General features: G+C 41.4%; 20 protein-coding genes and 1 pseudogene. 5 read left to right on the top strand and 16 right to left on the bottom strand.

The window, feature by feature from the left end; translation table 11 throughout:
* Positions 1 to 187: hypothetical protein (locus tag RMY64_RS31350; protein ID WP_322702082.1), on the top strand; the 187-nt coding region annotated here is incomplete at its 5' end.
* Here RMY64_RS31350 and RMY64_RS31345 read toward each other — a convergent pair.
* From RMY64_RS31345 to RMY64_RS31300, 10 genes and pseudogenes are all read right to left on the bottom strand, one after another.
* Entirely contained in the window at positions 176 to 1,081 is a 906-nt protein-coding gene (locus RMY64_RS31345) for an alpha/beta hydrolase (protein WP_322702081.1), read from the bottom strand. The two genes, RMY64_RS31350 and RMY64_RS31345, sit on opposite strands and share 12 nt — an antisense overlap.
* 48 nt (positions 1,082 to 1,129) lie before the next feature.
* On the bottom strand, positions 1,130 to 2,122 hold the full coding sequence (gene hemB, locus RMY64_RS31340) for a porphobilinogen synthase (RefSeq protein ID WP_322702080.1): 993 nt from the start codon (positions 2,120 to 2,122) through the stop codon (positions 1,130 to 1,132).
* Between the two features lie 172 nt (positions 2,123 to 2,294).
* Positions 2,295 to 3,281 carry a hydroxymethylbilane synthase gene (gene hemC, locus RMY64_RS31335; RefSeq protein WP_322702079.1) on the bottom strand — a complete coding sequence of 329 codons (987 nt, stop codon included), beginning with the start codon at positions 3,279 to 3,281 and terminating at the stop codon, positions 2,295 to 2,297.
* 5 nt (positions 3,282 to 3,286) lie between these two features.
* Positions 3,287 to 4,339: a uroporphyrinogen decarboxylase gene (gene hemE, locus RMY64_RS31330; RefSeq protein ID WP_322702078.1), complete on the bottom strand. Its 1,053-nt coding sequence runs from the start codon at positions 4,337 to 4,339 to the stop codon at positions 3,287 to 3,289.
* A 275-nt stretch (positions 4,340 to 4,614) separates the two neighbouring features.
* Positions 4,615 to 5,679, bottom strand: a complete 1,065-nt coding sequence (locus RMY64_RS31325; RefSeq protein WP_322702077.1) for an aromatic ring-hydroxylating dioxygenase subunit alpha — start codon at positions 5,677 to 5,679, stop codon at positions 4,615 to 4,617.
* Positions 5,680 to 5,719: 40 nt separating this feature from the next.
* Positions 5,720 to 7,144 carry a glutamyl-tRNA reductase gene (locus tag RMY64_RS31320; protein ID WP_322702076.1) on the bottom strand — a complete coding sequence of 475 codons (1,425 nt, stop codon included), beginning with the start codon at positions 7,142 to 7,144 and terminating at the stop codon, positions 5,720 to 5,722.
* Positions 7,145 to 7,241: 97 nt separating this feature from the next.
* Positions 7,242 to 8,675, bottom strand: coding sequence for an FAD-binding protein (locus tag RMY64_RS31315; protein ID WP_322674128.1), 1,434 nt, complete (start codon positions 8,673 to 8,675; stop codon positions 7,242 to 7,244).
* Positions 8,676 to 8,680: 5 nt separating this feature from the next.
* On the bottom strand, positions 8,681 to 9,307 hold the full coding sequence (locus tag RMY64_RS31310) for an L-2-amino-thiazoline-4-carboxylic acid hydrolase (RefSeq protein WP_322674129.1): 627 nt from the start codon (positions 9,305 to 9,307) through the stop codon (positions 8,681 to 8,683).
* 844 nt (positions 9,308 to 10,151) lie between these two features.
* Positions 10,152 to 11,156: an oxygen-dependent coproporphyrinogen oxidase gene (gene hemF / locus RMY64_RS31305; RefSeq protein WP_322702075.1), complete on the bottom strand. Its 1,005-nt coding sequence runs from the start codon at positions 11,154 to 11,156 to the stop codon at positions 10,152 to 10,154.
* Between the two features lie 659 nt (positions 11,157 to 11,815).
* Positions 11,816 to 12,490 (bottom strand): annotated as a pseudogene (locus RMY64_RS31300) (ISAzo13-like element transposase-related protein); the annotation flags it as partial.
* A 371-nt stretch (positions 12,491 to 12,861) separates the two neighbouring features.
* Between RMY64_RS31300 and RMY64_RS31295 the strand changes: the two are divergent.
* The 4 genes from RMY64_RS31295 to RMY64_RS31280 all read left to right on the top strand — a co-directional run bounded on the left by RMY64_RS31295 (position 12,862) and on the right by RMY64_RS31280 (position 15,488).
* On the top strand, positions 12,862 to 13,107 hold the full coding sequence (locus tag RMY64_RS31295) for a hypothetical protein (protein WP_322674131.1): 246 nt from the start codon (positions 12,862 to 12,864) through the stop codon (positions 13,105 to 13,107).
* Positions 13,104 to 13,937 (top strand): hypothetical protein, encoded by an 834-nt coding sequence (locus tag RMY64_RS31290; protein WP_322702074.1) that lies wholly within the window; start codon positions 13,104 to 13,106, stop codon positions 13,935 to 13,937. The genes RMY64_RS31295 and RMY64_RS31290 overlap by 4 nt, the downstream gene beginning before the upstream one ends.
* Before the next feature lie 188 nt (positions 13,938 to 14,125).
* Positions 14,126 to 14,308, top strand: a complete 183-nt coding sequence (locus RMY64_RS31285; protein ID WP_322702073.1) for a hypothetical protein — start codon at positions 14,126 to 14,128, stop codon at positions 14,306 to 14,308.
* A gap of 334 nt (positions 14,309 to 14,642) precedes the next feature.
* The gene (locus RMY64_RS31280) at positions 14,643 to 15,488 is read left to right on the top strand and encodes a DNA/RNA non-specific endonuclease (protein WP_322682629.1); all 846 of its coding nucleotides are present in this window, start codon (positions 14,643 to 14,645) and stop codon (positions 15,486 to 15,488) included.
* Positions 15,489 to 15,554: 66 nt separating this feature from the next.
* On the opposite strand, the gene RMY64_RS31275 is transcribed toward RMY64_RS31280, so the two are convergent.
* From RMY64_RS31275 to RMY64_RS31250, 6 genes are all read right to left on the bottom strand, one after another.
* Positions 15,555 to 15,956: a nuclease A inhibitor family protein gene (locus tag RMY64_RS31275; protein ID WP_322702072.1), complete on the bottom strand. Its 402-nt coding sequence runs from the start codon at positions 15,954 to 15,956 to the stop codon at positions 15,555 to 15,557.
* Positions 15,957 to 15,968: 12 nt separating this feature from the next.
* Entirely contained in the window at positions 15,969 to 16,823 is an 855-nt protein-coding gene (purU, locus tag RMY64_RS31270; RefSeq protein WP_322702071.1) for a formyltetrahydrofolate deformylase, read from the bottom strand.
* A 96-nt stretch (positions 16,824 to 16,919) separates the two neighbouring features.
* Entirely contained in the window at positions 16,920 to 17,546 is a 627-nt protein-coding gene (locus tag RMY64_RS31265; protein ID WP_322702070.1) for a DUF4340 domain-containing protein, read from the bottom strand.
* Positions 17,547 to 17,648: 102 nt separating this feature from the next.
* The gene (locus tag RMY64_RS31260) at positions 17,649 to 19,427 is read right to left on the bottom strand and encodes a GldG family protein (protein ID WP_322702069.1); all 1,779 of its coding nucleotides are present in this window, start codon (positions 19,425 to 19,427) and stop codon (positions 17,649 to 17,651) included.
* A 208-nt stretch (positions 19,428 to 19,635) separates the two neighbouring features.
* Positions 19,636 to 20,448 carry an ABC transporter permease gene (locus tag RMY64_RS31255; protein WP_322682624.1) on the bottom strand — a complete coding sequence of 271 codons (813 nt, stop codon included), beginning with the start codon at positions 20,446 to 20,448 and terminating at the stop codon, positions 19,636 to 19,638.
* Positions 20,449 to 21,453, bottom strand: coding sequence for an ABC transporter ATP-binding protein (locus RMY64_RS31250; RefSeq protein WP_322674140.1), 1,005 nt, complete (start codon positions 21,451 to 21,453; stop codon positions 20,449 to 20,451). It lies immediately after the preceding gene.
* Positions 21,454 to 21,916 lie beyond the last annotated feature (463 nt).

Raw genomic sequence — 21,916 nt, 5'->3', positions numbered from 1 at the left:
CAATGCATTAAAGTTGCAGGTCGATGCATTAAAGTTGCAGGTCAATGCATTAAAGTTGCAGGTCGATGCATTAAAGTTGCAGGTCAATGCATTAAAGGTGCAGGTCGATGCATTAAAGGTGCAGGTCGATGCATTAAAGGTGCAGGTCAAGAAACTAGGGAAGTTTCTCAAAAATTTACTGCGCTAACACAGGCAAATACTTCCGAATTAATCCGATTATTACTTCTGGCACTTCCAGTTCTGGATTCAACCCAACATCTTCTAGTTCGATAAATGCTTGGATTGCTTGTGGATTTAGATTTGCAAGGCGACGCCCTACATCCGGCCCTGTAAACTTTGCTTGGCTTCCCCAAATAAAGATGGTAGGTGTTGTTAATCTTGGAATGTATTCTGATAGATCGAAGGATGAGTTACCTTGTAAAAATGACAAAGCAGCATACTCAGCATTTGGCTGCTGCGCCGATTGCACAAAAGCTTCTACAATTTGGGGAGAAAGGCGATTGGGTTGAGCAAAAACTCGCTCAAAAAAGTCACGAATGCCAAAGCTGCTGACTTGCCCTGCATAAAGAACGCGATCGAGAATGGGAACACTGGCAATTTGAGCGAAAAAACTATTGCTATAGTATTGCCTAAAGTCTTTAATGCCTGACGGAAGCGTAAGAATGAGTGATTTAAACAGGTCGGGACGTTTGACTGCGGCTCGGATCGCAAATGCTCCAGTTAGGGAAGAAGCAATTATTGTTACAGGGGCTTGGCACGTCTGCTCGATGAACTCAATTAGCATTGTGATGTAGTCGGCTGGAAGATAATTTTGTTCGGGACGATCCGATCGCCCCCAGCCAATCAAGTCGGGTGCTAACACTTTATACTCTGCTGCAAATGCTGGATACACCTTCGACCACGCGTAGGCAGATGCTCCGCCTCCAATACCGTGGAAGAATATCAAAGTTTCGCGTTCGCGCCCCGATGGCGTATCGCCCATTCCATCGGTTGCCCAAAGTTCACCTTGGTTAGTGTAATAAGCCATCTTTCCCAAGCTAGTTAAAACGGAGCGTTGAACAAAACCGAGTGGAATGAACATAATAAATTCCTCCTCTACACGAACGACATGAAATCGAAACTAGAAAGTTTAATTGCCAAGTTTTGCTAACCAACGGGCAGCATCTTTGGCATGATAGGTGAGAATTAAGTCAGCGCCAGCCCGTTTAAAGCCGAGCAGCGTTTCCATGACCACTCGTTCTTCGTCAATCCAACCGTTGAGGGCAGCAGCTTTCACCATCGAGTATTCGCCAGAAACGTTGTAAGCAGCAACGGGTAGATTACTTGCTTCCTTGACGCGCCAGATAATATCCATGTAGGCCAAGGCTGGCTTGACCATTAACATATCTGCACCTTCGCTAATGTCGAGTTCGATTTCTTTTAAAGCTTCACGACCGTTACCAAAGTCCATTTGGTAGGTTCTGCGATCGCCAAATTGCGGTATTGAGTCGGCAGCATCCCGGAAAGGCCCGTAGTAAGCCGAAGCATACTTAGCAGCATAGGACAAAATCGGCGTATCTTGGAAACCAGCTTCATCTAAACCCGAACGAATGGCTTGCACGAAACCATCCATCATTCCTGAAGGTGCAATGATATCTACGCCAGCTTTGACTTGGGAAACTGCCGTTTTTTTCAGCAATTCCAGTGTCGGATCGTTGAGAACGCGCCCAGTTAAATCACCTAATTCCAGATAACCGCAGTGTCCGTGACTGGTGTATTCGCACAGGCAGGTATCGGCAATGACGATTAATTCCGGGACTGCTTGTTTGACGGCAGTAGCGGCTTTTTGAACGATGCCGCAATCGTGCCAAGCCCCCGTAGCGTCTGCATCCTTGTCTTCAGGAATGCCAAATAAAATAATAGCTGGAATGCCGAGGTCGTAGACTTCCTTGGCTTCTTCCACGATTTTATCTACAGAAAGTTGGTAAACTCCGGGCATGGATTTGACTTCGTTGGCGATCGCCTCACCCGGTACGGCAAAAAGAGGGTAGATTAAATCACTGGTTGTCAGGACGTTTTCGCGCACCATCCGCCGCAATTGGGGATGGCTTCTTAGCCGACGCGGGCGATGAATTGGAAACATAGTATTAAAATGAACGATGAAATAGCCAATAGACTTCTTACAAAAGTGGGCTAAAGGGGAAAGCGGCTTACAAAAAATCCTTTCCCTTTAATCGCATTTTTCCCCCTGCCCCCTGCTCCCTGCTCCCTGCTCCCTGCCCCCCTGCGTACACAGCGACAGGATTTGCAACTCCCTAACTGCGCTGGACTGTCTGGAAAATTTCAGTCAAAATCTCTGTAGCTCCCTGTTGCCGCAAGTTATGAGCTAATTGAATACCTAAATTTTCGGCCTCGCTAGCAGTGCCCGTAACCGAATCTTTGACTAGACGTTTGCCATCGACGCTGGCGACTAATCCTGTTAATGTAAGATTATTGTCGTCCAGTTGCGTATTAACACCGATGGGTACTTGGCAACCGCCTTCTAGTTCTCGTAAGAAGGCACGTTCGGCTAAAACGCGATCGCGGGTGGGAATGTGTTCGATTGCTTTGAGTAATGCCAGTACTTGCAAATCGTCAGCGCGGCATTCAATCCCTAACGCTCCCTGTCCGACAGCATAAAGAGAGAGTTCGGTTGGCAGAATTTGATGAATGCGGCCGCTCATTCCCAATCGTTGTAATCCTGCGGCTGCCAAAATCAGCGCATCGTACTCTCCATCATCCAACTTTGCCAAGCGCGTATTTAAGTTGCCGCGCACATCCTTAAAAGTAAAATGGGGGAAGTGATAACGCAATTGTGCGAGGCGGCGCAGGGAAGAAGTGCCGATGACTGTGCCTTCTGGCAGGGTATCGATTTGCTTATCTTTGTACTTTTCATGCACAACTAAAGCATCTGCCGGGTTTTCCCGTTCTGTTACGGCTGCTAACGCTAACCCCTCTGGCAAACAAGTCGGCAAATCTTTGAGAGAGTGAACTGCAAAGTCAATCTCTTGGTTGAGCATTCCCAATTCGAGTTCTTTGGTGAATAATCCTTTATCGCCAATCTTGGCTAATGCCACATCCAAGATGTTATCGCCTTGGGTGGACATGGTGTGGACTTCAAAGGAAATATCAGGAAAGTGCTTTTGGAGTTGTTCTCGAACCCAGTAAGTTTGCACGAGTGCGAGTTGGCTTTTACGAGAACCGATGCGGATGGTGCGAACGGGAGTCGAGATGTTAGATGAAGCGGGTTGAACTGAAGTCATAACTTTTAGTTAAGATCGTTTGACGTGTAGCTGAGTTGTTTGACTGTCTCGAAAAAGAAAGCAACATTCTCTTCGGGAGTGTTCGGTAAAATCCCGTGACCGAGATTGAGGATGTGCTTCTGGTTCCCCGCTTTGCGAATCGTGTCGAGAATGCGATCGCGGATCAGTTCTTTAGTACCAAACAACACGCACGGATCGATATTTCCTTGGACTCCAATATTTGCACCAAGTCGCTGCCGCGCTACTGCCATATCCACAGTCCAGTCCACGCTGACGATATCAACACCCGATTGCGCCATTAACTCTAGAATTCCAGCACTGTTGTTGATATACAAAATCAGGGGCGTGTCGGGGTGCGTTGCTTTAACCTGTTGCACGACTCGTTGCAGGTAAGGTAGAGAAAACGTCTGGAAATCTTCAGGGCTGAGTTGTCCCGCCCAAGAGTCAAATAGTTGCACGACTTGGGCACCAGCATCAATTTGGTAACGGGCGTAAACTGCGATCGCATCTGCCAGTTTCCCTAAAAATTGATGCAGCATCGCAGGTTCGCAAAAAGCCATCTTCTTGATAATGGCATAGTCTTTCGAGCTTTTACCTTCAATTGCATAGGCAGCTAGCGTCCAAGGTGCGCCCACAAAGCCTAAAACCGTAGCTTGAGTGTTCACTTCTTGGCGTAGCGTCCTCAGAATTTGCCGCACGAAGGGTAAAGAAGCTTCGGGATCGAGGGCAGTCAGCGCCTCAATTTGTGCTGGCGTGCGAATTGGCCGCTCGAATATTGGCCCTTTACTTTCTAGAATGTCAAATGAGATACCCATACCAGGCAACGGCGTGAGGATATCGGAAAACATAATCACTCCGTCGGGTTGGAAGGCGCGGAAAGGTTGCAGTGAGATTTCCACGGCTAAGTCAGGGTTTTCGGAGCGATCGCGAAACGAAGGATACTTCTGACGCAAATCTCGATAAACTTTCATGTAGCGACCTGCTTGGCGCATTACCCATACAGGAGGGCGATCGAGTATTTCACCCCGCGCAGCTTGCAGTAACGTATAATTCCCCATCTGTTTCTCCCTGGATTTAATAATTTGAGCTGAAGCTAAGAATTATGGTGTTGCATCAATGCAGAATGAATTGAGATTGTTAGCCAAGGTGCGAAGAAAAATTCATCCCAGAATTCAGCAACACCAAAATTATCTCTGCAATACCATTCAAAACGAACTCTATATTTATTAAGAAACTTCAAGAAATAAATTATCCAATCTTGTGGGGTGGGCATCCTGCCCGCCTTATGGACTGGGCGGGCGAGACGCCCACCCCACAATAAATAATCAGTTCCTTAGTTCTTCAATAAGACAGAAGAAGGTTGGATTAAATTTCCGTTCGAGTTGTTTGATTGGTTCTGATAAGGTTTCATACCCCATCCCATTGCCAAACATTTTTGCCGAAGTTTGCGATAAGCAAGAGATAAGTTATCGCAAGGAACGTGAACTTCGTCTGACAACTTATCGGGGACTGCCGTAGGATATTCAGACTCAACCACTCCCTTATCTTCCATAACAACTTTGTAAGCTGCCCGTTGAAAGATGCCATCAGCCCAAGGGAAAGTTAAAAAACTGCGGAACTGAATTCGCTTGGTAATTGTGGTGCGATCGTCAATAGGAACGTGAACAGTAAAATTAACCAGCTTGCCACGACCGAAGTCAACCACTAAACGCGTGATATTGGGCATATAAAAGCCCAAAGTCACTTTTACATTGGCTTTCAATGGGCGAAAGACAAAGGCGAAAATGTCTTTTGCTTTGGTATAATCTCGAACATTAACTTTGGCGTGACCCTCCCATTCCCCGATATTCAGCTCGTAATCTTCCATTTTTTGCTCTAATGCAAACCCATTCCCGAAAGACTTGGAATGAATAATAGATACGTGAGACATATCCATATCATTCTCTAGCGTGCGGGTGTAGTGAGCGTTGAGTTCGTATTCAAAGAAAATTTTCTGTAGCCTTGGGTCTTCAAATTCTGGCAATGGTGGGATTGGCGGACGTTCTTCTTCTGGTAAATCACCATAAAATAGCCAGATAAAACCGTATTTTTCCTGTATTGGATAGCTATCTACACGAGCATTCTTAGGAATAGGAATTCCGGGTTGATTAGCAGGAATATTAATACATTTCCCATCTGCTTGAAACTTCCAGGCATGATAGGGGCAATGGATACAATCATCTTTTACCCAACCGAGAGATAAGGCAGCACCACGATGGGGACACCGATCTTGGAGAGCTATCAGTTGTCCTTTAGCGTTACGGTAAAAGACTAATTTCTGATTTAATATCCGCACTTGCTTGGGCTTTGTAGTAACGGCGGTGCTGAACTCACAAGCGTACCAGAAGTTTTTTAACATACTTACTTCCTGCTATTGCTATTAAGAATCATGGAGTTTCTTAAGTTACGCTTTGAGCAATAACTTCTTCAACTTTTGCATGGACTTCAATACTTTCAAGTCTCATTTGAGCAACTTTGATATTTTTTGCTGCTATCTCTACGGTGCTAATTGATAGAGAGGATGTTTGGGCAACAACATTAGATTGCACCTCTCCTGTATCTAGATTAAACAACACTTGTAGAACCTGGAGGACAAGACGTTGAGCTTCCAAATCGCGCTGCGTCCGCAGTTGCACCATCGGTTCGTGGAGAATTTTGTTGATAATCCTTTGAGTTAGGGCTTCGACGGCTTCTTGATGTTTTTTAGCAAAATCAGACCCCATACGGGACAAAGCTTTTTCTAACTCTTGTTCGCGAATTTTTTCCATTTTGTCTCGTAAACAGCTAATAATGGAAACAGTTTCTCGCGATCGCAACCAACTTTGAAATGCGTCTAAATCCTCCTGGATTAATGCTTGCGCCTCTATTGCCATTTGCCTACGGCTTTCTTGATTCTGGGCAACGACGGTTTTTAAATCATCAACATTAAACACTTGCATATGAGGCAACTCATTAACGTCGGCATCAACGTTACGAGGCACTGAAATATCAACCAGCATCAAAGGCTGTTCGGGTTTCAATGCAGCTTTGAGTTTGGCTTTATCGAGTAAGGGTTCAACTGAAGCAGTGCTGGTAAAGACCAAATCTGAAGCTGCCACCAATGACATCAATTCAGGGAGCGGATAATATTGCACTCCAGCATCACTAAATTGATTCGCCAATTCCTCAGCTCGTTCAATGGAACGATTGACAATTGAAATTTGAGTTGCGCCTTTAGAGATTAGATGTTGCACCAGTCGCCGAGCCATGTTGCCAGCGCCGACAATTGTCACTCGGCAAGCCGGTAACTTCTCTACTTTGATTTGGGCTAATTCTACTGCCGCAGAGCTAACCGAAACCGCACCCGTACCGATTGATGTCTGCGTTCTAACTCTCTTTGCAGTGGTAACGGCTTGCTTGAACAACTGATTGAGGATGCGTTCGCCCTGATTGTATTGTTGAACCAGTTGGTAAGCGTGTTTGACTTGAGCCAGAATTTGTCCTTCTCCCAACACCAAGCTATCCAAACCGGAAGCAACTTGCATCAAATGCTTAACAGCATCTTGCTGTAGCAGAGTAAACAAGTATTGATGCAAGTCTGGAAAAGGCAGTTTACTGTACTCGCACAGAAACTCCGTGACCTCTTGAGCTGCCCGATCTATTTTGTTTACAACTACGTAGATTTCTAAACGATTACAAGTGCTAAGAATAGCAGCTTCTTCAATGTGAGAGTATTTACACAGTTGAGCGATCGCGTTTTCAATTCGCTCTTCTGGAATACTCAGTTTTTCCCGAATTTCAACCGGAGCTGTTTTGTGACTAAGACCTACAAGTGCGATATTCATGTTTCCTCTTTTGAAGTTTGTCTTCTTCTAGAGCCTCGGTCAAGTAATATGGATGGTGAATCAGAGTCGATTTTAAACAAGATGATTGAGAAGTGACTTATACTGCGATCGCAGATTTAGTAGCAACTTCCTTAACAAGTTGGTTTTTCGGTTGGGCAATCTGTTCGTATTCAAAAAAGCCAGAGTTAAATGTTCCTTTGGGATCGTACTTCCTTTTGATTTCATTAACTTTTGGCCAGTAATCGCCAAATTGGCTTTGCCACTGTTGAATAGTAAAATCTATCCAGCAAGTTAAATATCTTTTTCCACCCATTTCTAAACTCAGATTACTGAGCTTTTTCAATTCAGCCAAGATGGGTTGAACTTGCGATTTCGGAATGCTGGGATAAATCCCAAACCCAATAATTAGTTCTTCCTCTTGCGGTAAACGAAACATCGGCATCTTGTTATTCCGGTTTAACAAGCAAAAACAGCCCATTTGTGCTTTACTAATATCGAGAAAAGAAGGCAACTGTTTGAGAGCCGTTTCGATGTAATTTTTAGCAGATGAGGCTGGAAGAAAAACATCCATCCAAGGGTGAGCGATATCCTTACTATCTACTTGAATCATCGGTTCGATGAATTTTTCAAATCCCAAGTCTTCAGTATGGATATGACGGTAAAAATTTAAGCCAGCAAGGATTTCTTTATCATCAATAGCATCAATAGAATTTGCTTCAACAGTAATCCGCAACGTGTAAAACCATTGAATCAAAGGTTGCATTATCCCTGTAGCTCTGGATACTCCTTGCAAACAGGGAACTGGGAAAGATACAAGATGATCGACTCTTTGTTCGCTGACTAAAACCCGTTTGTCATCTAAAAGAGCATCTAGATTGTCATAAAACAATAAATAGGTGCGGGTTTGGGAAGGGTAAACTTTGAGTTTGTGCTGAACTTGGGTAATAATTCCAAATTGACCGTAACCGCAAAGTACGTGATTAAAAAGTTCGCTGTTTTTTTCAGGCGTACACCAGAGAATCTCGCCTTCTGCTGTTACCACTTCTAAACCAAGACAATTATCAGCTTGATTTCCGTAACGAAAAGAGGCTGCACCTATACCACCCGCAGAATGAGTTCCTCCTAAAGAAACACCAAAATAATTGGTTAATACGGGAGGAACTAAACCATCAGGAATACAAGCATCGATTACTTGATTCCAAGAAGTTCCCGCATCAGCTTTAAACCAAAGTTGGTCTTTTTGGATATCTCGAATTTTATCGAGATTCCTCATATTTAAAACGATTCCATCTTGGTTTAAAGACTGACCGCCTAACGAATGTCCCGCAGCGCGTGAAGAAACTACTAATCCTTGTTGAGCAGCATATTTAACAGTTTGGGCAATATCGTTAGCGTTTTGAGGAGTAACAACAACTTGGGGAGACTTTTGGAATATACCACCAAAATCTTGAGAAACTTCTGTCAAAATTTCTGAAGCGTTGCTGACTTCACCTGCAATCAAATGCTTCAGGTCTTGAATGATGCCATTCATAAAAGTTACGATCCTTTAGAAAGAGACGTTTTTAAAAGGTTCATCCCAATCTGCAAGATTTTAGGAGTCAAGCGAATCAAATCGAGAATATGAGAGAACAAACTGGGTGATTTTTGTGGCTTTACTTCTAACCCTTTGGCAGGTCTTTCATACTTGAACATACAAACACAATCACCATCTGCCTGCTTGCTAATAATTGCGGCTTTCATCCCAGGAAATGCTCTCCTGGTTGCTTCTTGTTCCATCTCGCAAATAACTCGGCAAGGACTTTCAAGCCCATATTCTTTGGCAATTGCAAGAACCGGACAAACTCGTTGAATTTCTAGTGCAGCATCTTTTCCTGCTTGGGAAATATCTACAACTTGCATTTTGAAGCCCATGATCCGAAAGATCGGAATTGCATCGGTAAAGCCTTTGGCTATGGTGGTATTGTCAATGAAAGCACCCATGAACGCCTTTTGATGAGCGGGGTAAGCTAACATCATTTGTTCAAAAGCTGCATCTTCTCCAATTTCATCTGCCAGCTTTTTGTAGGCTGCAAATCGATTCCTAAACATACTCACTGCTTTGGAGGAATCCATTTGCATCACATCGTTCATGGTAATGTCGCCAATACCTATAACGTTGTCCATTGACACTTCTCCGTATTTTTTTACTAATTTGAATGACCTGGAAAAATGAGGTAATCAACGGCCGATCGCTGCTAGATTAGAGATAGCGATCGCCATAAACTCTTTTACTCTTAGATTTCTACGATTGACAACATAAATAACAGTTTATCAATCCAACCTTTGATCCCATTCTCAATCAGTTTAGTTGTCCAGTTCTCAACCAACTGTCTACTAGAGATTTTTTAATTATGGAGTTTATTCTCTTTACTAATTCAGAACTAGCATGTCCTTGGTGATTCAGTACTAGCATGAAATGAACTCCATAAGTATAGTAAAATCAGCGTCAACGTTAGGTATCTGCTAACAAACATACACAGAAATACAATGTCAACTTCCCGCAATTGCTTGATTGAGAAATAACTCAACCATTGAACTTGTAAAAAATTGCTAATTTCAGTTTTGAAGTTGGCAAATTCAGTTGAATTAGACCAGCGAACTGATTTGTGAATTTTTAGCCAAATACTTGTCGGCAATTTTTCCATAAACACCTTGTTACTTCCTGTTTAGAGGCTATCTCTAAAGAAATGTGAAGAGTAAAATTTAGGCGCTTCTCATACCATTTCACTCAATTATTGATAAGTAAAAGGCAGGAGTTAGAAGGTAAAATCCTCAACAGTAAAAGGTTTCACTGGATTGGATTTTACATTTAATTATGTCCGTTTACTTACAAATTACTTTTCTTACTTTCCCTGCGCCTGCTCAAGAAGAATGTCATTTCTATCAATCTTCAGGTGAAACGGTATTAGGATTTGGGTAGCCAACATTTTTTATCGGCTGCTGTTTTCAAATCTGCTGTTGACCGCCTTTACACCCACTGTTGGGGATTTCTCAGTACCTCTAGAAGCTTTGCTTCTTCGCTATCAGCAATGGGTTGGTCGTTATAGTTCCAAAACGCTTCTCCAGGCATACAATTGAGGACGCTTTGCGTACTTACAATCCCACTTGTTAGTCCGAATCGAACACCTCTATCATGCAGGAGAATAAATTCGGCATAACGTCCGCGTCTGATGCGCTGCCAATATTTTTGCTCTTCCGTAAACTCCATATCTTTACGTTGTTTGACAATAGGAAAATAGGCAGGGATGAAAGCTTCAGAACAAGTTTTTACAAAGGAAAATAAAGTTTCGGCATCGGAATGTTGTAAATTGTCAAAGAAAATTCCACCTATACCTCTACACTCACTGCGATGAGGAAGATAAAAGTATTCATCACACCACTTTTTCAAGCGTGGATAGAGTTCTGCATCGTGCTGGTCACAAGCTGCTTTATGTACTTGATGGAAATGAACTGCGTCTTCTTCAAATAAGTAAATTGGTGTTAAATCACCTCCACCGCCAAACCACCAAGAACCAGGTTCAGTACCATCACCCAATTGGAAGTACCGATAGTTAACGTGTGCTGTCGGCACCATTGGATTATATGCATTAATCACAACACTGGTACTCGTAGCGAAGAAAGAAGTACCTTTTTCATCTGGTGCTATAGTTGTTGGGTCAGCCATTACAACATCCGATCCTCGAAAGGTGACACCAGGAGGTAACTCACCCTTCATTGATACGTAGTTGATACCTACTTTTTCAAATACATTGCCGTTCCGCAGCGACTTGTCTATATAGATAGCACCGTTACTGTTTTCACCTTGTACCCATTGCCCTATTTCATCTCTTGTCCAGTGTTGTTCGTGAAGTTTACTTCCATCTATTTCCTCAATAGCTTCGCAAACATTCTTGAACATATCTAACAAAAAACTTTCAACTCTATTACTAATTGGTGGTTGCTTGACTGCTGGGTTTTCAAGAATTTGAACCATGACAGATGACCTCATTGTGACTAAATAATTATTTCCGAAGAAATTTTGGAATTTATAAAAATTGGCAGTTACTTCTCAAGTTTTCAGCTTGGAGTTTCATTGATTAAGTATGTTTGCTTCGTAGCAAAAATCTGGAAATAAAAGAGCTAGCTTTTCGCGTTAATTACTTTTAGTTTTCGCATTAGCTAAATCTTTTCGTAATCTATCTTTTTCCGTTAGCCAGATTTTTACTAGTGAAGATATAGAATTTTAGGAAAATTATAAAAAAATTATTAAGAAGTAATTGCCTAGCTTGCAGAAGAAAAACAGGATAACTTCAATAACCGTAACTAGTCACACTTAAAATCAATTGTTTGGTAAAATTTTAACTTAACTAAACAATAAGTTATTTTTAGTTAATTTTTAACTTTAACATAATCAATATCTCATTCTTTAGATAGAAGACAAAATATTATTACCGATGATTTACGCTTGTACTAATTTTTCCGCTTTTTCAATATTTAGGAAATTCCAGAAAATAAAATATACAATTTGCTAGAATAATAATCATTTAAACAGGCGATATACACTGTATTTTTGGTAAATAGACCTGCCTTGAAAATAGAGACTGGGGACTAGGAAAGTAATTAGTTAAAATTATTCAATATAAAAATAGCTCCTGGAACAAACATACCGTAAGGAGTCATGCTTATTTTTGGGTAAAATCATGATCGTCATTTGCCGTTAGCACTCGATTTTTACCATCACGAGTAAATGAGCAAATATTAACTTAAATGTAAAATATCTGGTTTATCTAAAGCTTATTTTATTGATATACAATAGTTATTTGCTCAAAAGCTACGTCATTTTCGGGTATTCTTTTGAGGTTGTATTTTGGCAGTTTTCTTGAGGCAATATCCTAAATCATTTAACTTGACACGAATTGTTTCCGAAGTTGGTAATTCTCTATCATTATAACCAAACCTATCAATTAATTGATGTCTCACTTCAGCCGCAGAAAGACGTGTATACATTCTTTCGCCTTTAAAGTCTGGGTCTACTTGCCTTTGCGAATCGACAATTTTTTTGATATCTTCTAAAAGATTTGGGAGTTTTGCTTCTGCTTTACTACGTCCTCTACTTCGATAGTTATCCACGCAAGTAATACTAGTAGTTAATTCTTTAATTCCTTTACTAATAGTTACGCGATTCCATCCTAACTCTCGCTCCGCTAGAGACTGTCCTCCGTGTCCTAATGCCACTACTGTTTGTGCTATAAATTTACGTTTTTCTGCACCTTTTAATTGTTGTGCGGTTTCCTTCAATAACTTTTTTAGTGAATCCGTTAATTGTATTGGCATCTCTGTTCACCCAAAAATCCAATCATTATTGAATTTACTACAAAAAGGGAGGGAGAGACTGCGATCGCCAATCTCTCCCTCTTTTTTCAGAATGATTATTATCTTTGTATATTTTATTTTCTGGAAGTTACAGAAAAATACCTGTAGTGTTGTCACTACTAAATAACTTTTTTCTTAACTTCACTAGTCTTTACTGGCGAAATTTTTTAGAAAACTTACCCTAGATCACAAAGGACTTTTGAACTTTCGTTTTCGTAACCTGGATGTATAAGGAGGAGCAAGAGGCATATACGGTGATTAAAGGTAGTATGCCGAAAGCGCTTAAGTTTCGGTTTAAAGCGCTCTGTGCACAATATGGATTAAAGATGAGTGAAGTCTTGGAAGTATTAATCAGCGAATGGGTAAAGGCTGATGGCCCAACTTCTTCTTTCATGACTAACACCTTAGATGAAGACCGAGACAATATCACGCATATCAAGGCATACATTCCCTCCTCCCTGAAGATACAATTTAAAGTTCTTTGTGCTCAAAGAGAGGTTATGCAACGCTTTATCCTCTACAACCTTATCCGTGAATGGGTAGAAACAACCCATGAAAGAAACTTGCCATGAATCTATTATTCCGTTCAACTAACATCGACAAACCTAACAAAAGTAAGGAATTAAGTCTAAAGAGCAGTAATCCCTTTATCCAACTGATATTTAACAGGGACACTATATCTGAGACTCGCAAGCTTCTAGATAGAGCTATAGTATCTGCTGCCAAAGATACATTACCAAACTGCAAGCCACCTGCCTTAACTCCCTCCCATTGGATCTGGCAACTTGCCGCTTCCTACCATTTAACTCACTCTACTGGGCTATTAATGGAAGAAGCAGCTCGGCGCTTTGCTAGATTGGGACGCTGGAGTTTAGCACAATGGGCAGCAGAAAAAGCTCGTGAAGAACAAGGTCACGATCGCCTCGCCTTGCTTGATATTCAGTCGATGGGATATGATGCAGAAGCTGTAGTAAAAACACTCCTCCCTCCGAGTGCTATGGCTTTGCTGAGTTTCTTCACTCAGAGCGTACAAGCAGCAGATCCAATTAGTTGTGTTGGGTATTGCTATACGATGGAACGTCTAGCAATGAATATCAAAGCAGAGCATATCCAACTGGTGGAAGCGATACTACCACCTAATACCTATGCTACTCGCTGTCTGCGAATGCACAGTTGTTTAGGTAGTGACGTAAAGCATGTGGAGGAGACAGTTCAAATAGTGGCAGCACTAACTTCAGAGGAGCGCACTAACATAACTGTAGCCTGCTATAAAACTGCACTGTTGTACTTCAACTCGCTTAAGGAGAAGTATATATCAGAAGTGGAATTACAGCAGATATTGAATCAGTTCAAGTTAGACGCTTGTAGTAAGAATAATTCTATTCCTGAATACATTTGCTAATGCAAATATCGCTAAACAATGATTAATTTGTTGGCGTTGCAGAGAAAGCAGGATGATTTAGTATAAAATCTCTTTGCCTGCTTCCCCTGTACAAGAACTGCTTGCCAGAATTTATCCACTTGTTGTGGAACGCCAATTTGTTTAACCAATTCTTAATCGCATACTTCAAACAACCTGAGGAAAATACAATGAACGTCGCAATCACAAGCATTGGACAGCAACTTTTCAGCTGGAAATCTTTCGGTTACTTCTTGAAGCACAACTTCAAGACTTGGTTTCAAATTCAGAATGACGACGAAATTGAATTGGAAGACTTTTTGAGAGATCAATTCGACCAAGGACTATTTTTTAACATTCCTTCCTCTTTCTAAGCTCTCGTGAGGTTTAAGATAAAGCGTATTTTGTCAATCAGTCAAAATACTCTCTAGCCCTCAGTCGAGTGAAAATAGCGATCGCTTGGGCGCGGGCATTCCGCGCCATCACTCAATTATTAAAGCAAATAATATATAAGTTTTTCATCTTATTTAGATGATTATCTAATTTCAGATCGTCACCTAAATAATTACTAGATGTTAACGCACTATTTACAGTTTTTTAACCTCTCTTTATACAACCATAGCTATATTGCGATTGGTAAGTTTTACTGAATTTCTGTAACTTTAACAGAGACAATTGTAGTTTGTTTAAACAAATAAATAGTAACAAATGAAGAAGTCTGATTTTCTCAGGGCTATTCTACCTATTGCTGTACCAACAGCAATATCTTTCACTCTGCTTAATTATCTACAAAAGCCACTAACAGCCCAACCCTCAAGCGTTCATCTAAGAATGGGCAATCCTAGTAATGCTGGCAGTAGTTACAGTAATCTTTTGTTGAGCAAATCTCAATACGCAGTTTCTTACAATTGCTATAGAGGGACACCAAATTGGGTAAGTTGGCAGCTAAACACATCATGGCTAGGAAGCGCACCTCGCCAAGATGATTTTCGTGCAGATACTACATTACCTTCAAGCTGCTACCGAGTCACTTCTTCCGATTACACTGGTAGCGGTTTTGATAGGGGACACATGACTGCTTCAGCAGATAGGACAAATACAATTACCGATAACTCTGCTACTTTTTTAATGACGAATATAATTCCTCAGTCACCTGATAATAATCAGGGGCCTTGGGCTGCACTAGAAAACTATTCTAGAGACTTAGTAAACCAGGGGAAAGAACTCTATATTATTTCAGGCTCCTATGGCACTGGTGGAACTGGGTCGAATGGAACAAAAAACACAATTGCTAATGGTAACGTTACAGTTCCGACCAGAACATGGAAGGTTATTGTAGTATTAAATTCATCAAATTCTGATGCTAGCAGTGTCACTAATAACACAAGAGTAATTGCAGTGAATATGCCTAATTCACAGGGAATTAGAAATAATAATTGGACAAACTACAGAGTTAGTGTTGATTCCATTGAAACAAACACTGGTTACAATTTGCTTTCTAATGTTTCTTCGTCTGTTCAAAGTGTAATTGAGTCTAGAGTTGACAATTTGTAAGGATATTTATTTCACTTAAAACTTAAAGCCTATCTGTAAATTATAGATAGGCTGATGTTTGATTCCTTAAGTTTCTACAACTTTTGTCGAAATTCCGCCTAAATCTTTATCTGAAGTTTTACCAACAATATAGACATCAATACTTATCGTACCTATGCGATAAACCTTGATATTAGTGAGGCGATCCCTTAATTTTTTGACAAGTGATTTAAACTTTTGCACATTTTGTCGTTGTATTTCATCGTGCCATTCTTTTTCTTGGGCACAGTTCCTAAAAAAATAATCTAGTTCTACTTCTTCAACTGATGTTTCTTGAGGATGTCCTGTTAACTGGAGAAGTTTTTGATTTGTCAAAGGTTCTTGCGCTTGATTAGACCACAAAAAAGCTTCAAAAGGATACTCTGATTCACTTATCATTAACAAACCATCAGAGGCTTGTTTAAGTTTTTCTGTAATGTCGTTAGTCATAAAGATATAAAATCACTCAAATACTACTGTTCTATTACCATATACTAATACACGATTTTGTAAATGCGATCGCACCGCTCTTGCTAATACAATTCTCTCCAAATCTTTGCCTTTTCTCACCAAATCATCAACTTCATCACGGTGACTAACTCGCACCACATCTTGTTCAATAATTGGGCCTGCATCTAAATCAGCAGTAGCATAATGAGCAGTTGCACCAATAATTTTCACACCACGTTCAAAAGCTCGATGATAAGGATTAGCTCCGATAAAAGCTGGTAAAAATGAGTGATGTATATTAATAATTTGTGGGAATTGATTAATAAAATTTGCACTAACAATCTGCATATATTTCGCCAATACAACTAAATCTATTTTGTACTGGCGTAATAATTCTAGTTGTTGGATTTCTTGTTCTAATTTATTATCTTTAGTGATGGGAATGTGTTGGAAGTCAATATTAAATTGTTCTACCACTACTTTTAAATTAGAATGGTTACTAATAATTAAAGGAATTTCAGCAACAAATTCTTTAGCGCGTTGTCGCCAAATTAAATCAAATAGACAATGGTCTTGCCGACTTACCCAAATAGCGATGCGTGGTACTGTATCAGAAAAACGTAATTCCCATTTAGCACCTAAAGGTTGTGCGATCGCATTAAATGCCGGGGCAATAAATTCTCGCGGTAAATTGAACCCATCTAACTGCCATTCAATCCGGGTGAGGAATAACCCAGCAGCAAAATCTGTATGCTGATCTGCATGAATAATATTACCACCGTTAGAATAGATGAAATTGGCAAATTTAGCCACCAGTCCTCTTCGATCGGGGCAGGAAATCAGCAATGTTGCTGTCGGATTTGTCATGGTAACTTAGAAAAACTAGTGAGATTTGAAGTAGAGTAGCACAGATGTGCTAACCCATTGTGCGTTACCGAAACATACCACAGAAACCGTAATTGCTTATTTACTATTTGTCGGAGTTGGTAAAGGGGTGCTGAGTCCAGGTAGCTTCTGACTATTATCTACAGGTTGTTTCCACTCTGATAGTTCTCGATTTACGGCATTTCCAAAATCTGTAGATACTAACAGCACATTTATGTTTCCATCGGGTTTAGCAGTAGGATCGGCTTGAGCATACAATAAACGACCGTTAAAGTTAGATTTACCCAAACTCAACTGATGGCTTTGCCGGTTTTTCAGGGTGATATTAATAGTTGCTTGGGGTGGATCTAGGGCGAATTCTTTAAGCTCTTTTGCTGGAGTTGAGAGAGTGCGATCGCTATTACCTTTGACCAATAAATCCATTAAATAAGAAACAATAGCATCATTTGCTGGGCCCGATATGGGAGATTTGATTAACCACTTGGGCTTACTAGAAGATTCAGGGTTCCGTTCCAGATTCAGGGTGAGTTTTTTTGTCTTGACTGTTAAAGACTGCACATCATCTTCTCCAAAAGAGAAAATTTTCTGCTTTTGCTCTTTGATTTCTTCTTGTACAGTTGCACGTCGAATTTCATGGAAGTAAACAAAACCACCTAAACCCAACGCTAGCAGTATCAAAATTAAAGTTGTTCGTGGCAATTTCATTTTTTAGTCATTTGTCATTTGTCATTAGACGCGATTAATCGCGTCTCTACTCTTCTTAACTCTTGTACAGACGCGATTAATCGCGTCTCCTAACTCACTTAATTACCGTCGTTTCCACCAAATAATAACTGCGATCGCAAATCCAATTAAAGGTAAAACTAACAGAGATGACAATATTAAAAGATTAGCTTGTGTGGTTGTCAGGGTTATCCGCCGATTTTTCGGTTCTTTGGGACGAATGGAAAGGGGTTGCCGATCTTGTTGACTCAGCCAAGTAACTGAGTTGAGGAATACATCTCCATTTAATTGCTGTTGAAACAAACCATCGGTGGCAAAATCGGAATTTCCTAAAACTACTAACCGTGACTCGGTAGCTGTTTGAGATGAGGCAGCAGGGGAAGGAGGGGAAGGAGGGGCAGGGGAGGCAGGGGGAGTAGGGGGAGCAGGGGAGGTAGGGGAGGTAGGGGGAGTGGGGGAAGCCTTGCTTTGAGTGGTTGGTGATGGTAAGGCTTGCGGAGTCTTGGGGGAAGGGGAAGGAGTCGGGCTAGTCTTGCTTTGAGTGGTTGGTGATGGTAGAGGTGAAGGTGTGGGTGAAACTTGGGGAGTGGAAGCAGATTTGGGTGTTTGTTTTCTTGTTAAAGCAACGCCCAAGGTTAAAGGGCCTTTCAGGTCTTTATCTGCATTAAACTCCAATTTTTCGCTTTGGAGGTCGCTTTCTGCCCAACTGCTGGGGTAGGGTTTGGTTCGTAGCAGTGGAGTAGCCTGAACACCAGGCACAGAGGTAATTTCCAGCGGTCGGGCAATCGGATAAAAAGAATTGCCGTTACCGAAATCTTTGGTAATTGGATGTTGTCCATATTCTGTGACTAAGGGCGCAGCAGGGCCAAGTCCCACAACGCTTTCGCCAGAGACATCGACTGCTAAACGATTATCCAGACGAACACCCCACTCTTGTAACAAGCTGTTAAGTTTGGGATCGGTATTAGGATCGATCATCAGCAGTAAATTACCACCGCGATTAAGGTAGTCTTGCAAAGCTTTGACTTCACCCTCAAACAGTCCTCGTTTGGGGCCAGCTACTATTACGACAGCCGCATCTTGAGGAACTTTGGAAGTTTCTCCTAAATTCAGAGGTGATGTTGTGAAATTTTTATCGCCTAATCCCTGAACTGCTTGTGATATTGCATCTTTACCAGGTGAAAGTTGGCGTTCGCCATGACCTTGCAGTAAGTAAACTTTAGCTGTGGTTGAATTTGTTAGTTGTTGCAGGCGACTAGTTAATCTAATTTCTGACAAGCGCTCATTTTCATTTATTGTTTGTACTAATTGCCGTTTATCCCCAGATTCTAAATAAACTTCTCCATAATCTTTGACGCCAAACTTTTCTGCAAGTCCTGGTCTAGCTTGGGGGTCGATATACTCGTATTTAAATTTTGAGCTTTGGCGTTGATAATTTTCTAGTAGTTCTCGGTCTTGGGGATTTTGGTTAATATCAAATACCCATACTTTAACTGGCTGTGGTAAAACTCTTACTAATTCACGTGACTGGGGTGCGAGGGTAAATAATTGAGCCTCTGTTAAGTCTGCCCGCAAGTGATAGCGAGTTCCCAAAAAGTTAATCAATCCCAAAATTGCTAATATTGCCAGAGTTGCCACTAGGGCATTAGTCCCAGCTTGGGTAGAACGACGATTCCACCAGTTACTCTGGTAACTTTGCCATATTATCCCCAACCCACTGATGACAATTCCTGCAATCAGAAATACTAATGGAATTAATCCCCACTGTTCAGAGATTAACCCAGCTGTTAAGCCGACAGTAATTAGGAATGGGCCTAACCAAAACAGATATTTCCACAGTTTCTTTTTTGCAACTATCTTCATATTATTAGACTGAAGTGAGGAATTAAAAGTTAGGAGTTAGGAGTTAGGAGTTAGGAGTTATTGAGTCTCTGAAACTATTATTCCTTTGTTTCCTTCTCTAGGAGATGCTGCGCAGATACCTCCTTTTCAGTTGGTTTTTTCATTACTTTGCTTAAGTCCTGATGACTTTAACTCCTCACTCCTAACTTTTAACTCATAACTTATATAACTATTGCCTTTGAAAACGCAGTGCATCAATTGATTGAGCTGTAAGAAATATGCCCAAAAAAATGTAACTGGCAAATAAAATTAAAGCGCTAGTATCAAAAATGCCTTGGATTAATGTGTTGTAATGTTTCAGCAACGATAGATAACCTAAAGCTTCACCTACGGGGCCAGGGACAATTTTGGCGATTAAATCAATCAATAACAATAATAAGATTACTGCAAAGGTAAGAACGGCAGACAAAATTGTGCTGTCTGTTAATGAAGAAATAAACATTCCTACAGATAAAATTGCTGCTGCTAGTAAGATTAATCCAATATGACCCAGTAAGGGAATTGAGGGCGTCATTGGTGGATTTGAGCCGCTGATGGCGATCGCTTCCAACACTAGCATGGGTGCAACCATTGTGATAAAAAATGTTATCACGCCTAATAATTTACCTACAGCTACCGCCCAATTGGTGATTGGTGAGGTGGCTAAAAGTTCTAAAGTACCGCGCTTCCGTTCTTCGGCATAGAGTCCCATCGAAAGTATGGGCAGAATAAACAACAATAGCCATCCCATACGATCCAAAAATGCCCGAACAAATTCGTAGGGGACATCTATCGGTGGTACTGGTACTCCCAGTTGTTGCCCTTGTGCATCTATTGCCGCAACTCCTACCAAAATGCCGTCTGGGCCTAGCAAAATCATCACGAAGAATAACCCGGCGATGAACCAAAATATGCCTGCGATCGCATAAGCTAAGGGCGATACAAAATAACTCTGTAACTCTCGGCGATAAATGGCAATAATATTACTCAGCACTATACCCATTTACGCTGCCTCTCCTTCTTTGTCTGCTGCTAAGTCTACCTCAGGATCGAAATTTTTTTCTTCTGTGGTTAGTTGCAAGAATACGTCTTCTAAGGTAGCGTTAACCCGCCGCAATTCATGTAAACCAAATCCGGCACGCACTAATGTGGTAGCAATATCGCGTCCTGGTTCTTTTCCTGGTTGCGATATCACCCGCAGGTAAGCGCGATTTGACTGGGGTTGATGACCTCCGGCTATAGGAATTGATTCTATTAGGCTCACACCCGCGACTTTTTGCAATACCTGTTTCGCTAGGGCGGCTTCTCCTTCTATTTCCAATTCATAACCAGAACCACCTGTCAACTGAGTCATCAGATTTTCTGGTGTATTAGTTGCCACCACCTTACCGCGATTGATGATGGCGACGCGGCTACAAGTCATACTCACTTCTGGCAGAATGTGCGTGGAAAGAATAATTGTGTGAGTACCAGCGAGGCTTTTGATTAAATTCCGCACCTCAATTATTTGTCGGGGATCGAGTCCGACGGTGGGTTCATCCAAAATGATCGCTGGGGGATCGTGGACGATCGCTTGAGCAATTCCGACACGTTGGCGGTATCCTTTAGAGAGTTTGCGAATAATCGTTCGCCTCTTATCTTCTAAGTTGCAGCGTTCGATGGCGGCTGTCACCTTGTTGGGGCGATCGCCTGCTGAAACTCCCTTAATTTGGGCGACAAAATGCAAAAATCCCTCCACCGTCATGTCTGGATATAACGGCGGTGTTTCGGGTAAATAACCAATGCGTTGGCGCACAGCCAAGGAATTTTCATGGACATCATAACCAGCAATCCGGGCATTTCCATTGGTTGCCGGTAAATAACCAGCCAGAATCCGCATGGTTGTGGTTTTTCCAGCGCCATTGGGGCCCAACAGCCCTAAAATTTCCCCAGGCTCGACGCTAAAGGTGACATCGGTAATCGCTGGGGTAGAGCCGTATATTTTACTCAGATGTTCAACTTCAATCATCCGTATAGTGGCGATCGCAAATTATAGAATACCCAATCATCTTAAATCGCAATATTGAGTATGGGGGACTGGCACAAAGATTGGCTGACAATGGGTAAAGTTCCTGAAAAACCTCTTTAGGGACTTCCAAATAAAAAAACATCCCAAATTTTATTGTGGCATGGGTGTCCTCACTGGTTCCATAGTCGAGTTAACTAAGCAGGTATCCTGAAAGAAACTATTTCTCATTTCTCTTTTGAGCGCAGACAAGGGCGAGATTAGCCAGCCACTTGAACGCCGATTTATTCACCAGCTTGCAAATCGTTGGTGCATCTGTTAGTCATATTTCTTAGCAGCTAATCGGTATTGTTTGGGATGAAAATGTGGCGGATTAACTAAAATTTTGCCAAGGAAATTATAAGGTATGAGGTATAGCAATCTGATTTGATTTCTGAATTAATCGTAGGGACTAGGGACTGGGGAC

This window comes from Nostoc sp. DedQUE08, assembly GCF_034530895.1.
Lineage (GTDB): Bacteria > Cyanobacteriota > Cyanobacteriia > Cyanobacteriales > Nostocaceae > Nostoc.
This window is presented reverse-complemented; position numbering and strand designations above follow the sequence as displayed.

Coding starts and splice junctions, on each gene's coding strand:
- purU (WP_322702071.1), bottom strand. CDS start 16,823: ATGACAAATCCGACAGCAACATTGCTGATTTCCTGCCCCGATCGAAGA.
- RMY64_RS31315 (WP_322674128.1), bottom strand. CDS start 8,675: ATGAATGGCATCATTCAAGACCTGAAGCATTTGATTGCAGGTGAAGTC.
- RMY64_RS31280 (WP_322682629.1), top strand. CDS start 14,643: ATGAAGAAGTCTGATTTTCTCAGGGCTATTCTACCTATTGCTGTACCA.
- hemF (WP_322702075.1), bottom strand. CDS start 11,156: ATGGTTCAAATTCTTGAAAACCCAGCAGTCAAGCAACCACCAATTAGT.
- RMY64_RS31320 (WP_322702076.1), bottom strand. CDS start 7,144: ATGAATATCGCACTTGTAGGTCTTAGTCACAAAACAGCTCCGGTTGAA.
- RMY64_RS31290 (WP_322702074.1), top strand. CDS start 13,104: ATGAATCTATTATTCCGTTCAACTAACATCGACAAACCTAACAAAAGT.
- RMY64_RS31265 (WP_322702070.1), bottom strand. CDS start 17,546: ATGAAATTGCCACGAACAACTTTAATTTTGATACTGCTAGCGTTGGGT.
- RMY64_RS31295 (WP_322674131.1), top strand. CDS start 12,862: ATGAGTGAAGTCTTGGAAGTATTAATCAGCGAATGGGTAAAGGCTGAT.
- RMY64_RS31250 (WP_322674140.1), bottom strand. CDS start 21,453: ATGATTGAAGTTGAACATCTGAGTAAAATATACGGCTCTACCCCAGCG.
- hemC (WP_322702079.1), bottom strand. CDS start 3,281: ATGACTTCAGTTCAACCCGCTTCATCTAACATCTCGACTCCCGTTCGC.
- RMY64_RS31325 (WP_322702077.1), bottom strand. CDS start 5,679: ATGTTAAAAAACTTCTGGTACGCTTGTGAGTTCAGCACCGCCGTTACT.
- hemE (WP_322702078.1), bottom strand. CDS start 4,339: ATGGGGAATTATACGTTACTGCAAGCTGCGCGGGGTGAAATACTCGAT.
- RMY64_RS31255 (WP_322682624.1), bottom strand. CDS start 20,448: ATGGGTATAGTGCTGAGTAATATTATTGCCATTTATCGCCGAGAGTTA.
- RMY64_RS31310 (WP_322674129.1), bottom strand. CDS start 9,307: ATGGACAACGTTATAGGTATTGGCGACATTACCATGAACGATGTGATG.
- hemB (WP_322702080.1), bottom strand. CDS start 2,122: ATGTTTCCAATTCATCGCCCGCGTCGGCTAAGAAGCCATCCCCAATTG.
- RMY64_RS31275 (WP_322702072.1), bottom strand. CDS start 15,956: ATGACTAACGACATTACAGAAAAACTTAAACAAGCCTCTGATGGTTTG.
- RMY64_RS31345 (WP_322702081.1), bottom strand. CDS start 1,081: ATGTTCATTCCACTCGGTTTTGTTCAACGCTCCGTTTTAACTAGCTTG.
- RMY64_RS31285 (WP_322702073.1), top strand. CDS start 14,126: ATGAACGTCGCAATCACAAGCATTGGACAGCAACTTTTCAGCTGGAAA.
- RMY64_RS31260 (WP_322702069.1), bottom strand. CDS start 19,427: ATGAAGATAGTTGCAAAAAAGAAACTGTGGAAATATCTGTTTTGGTTA.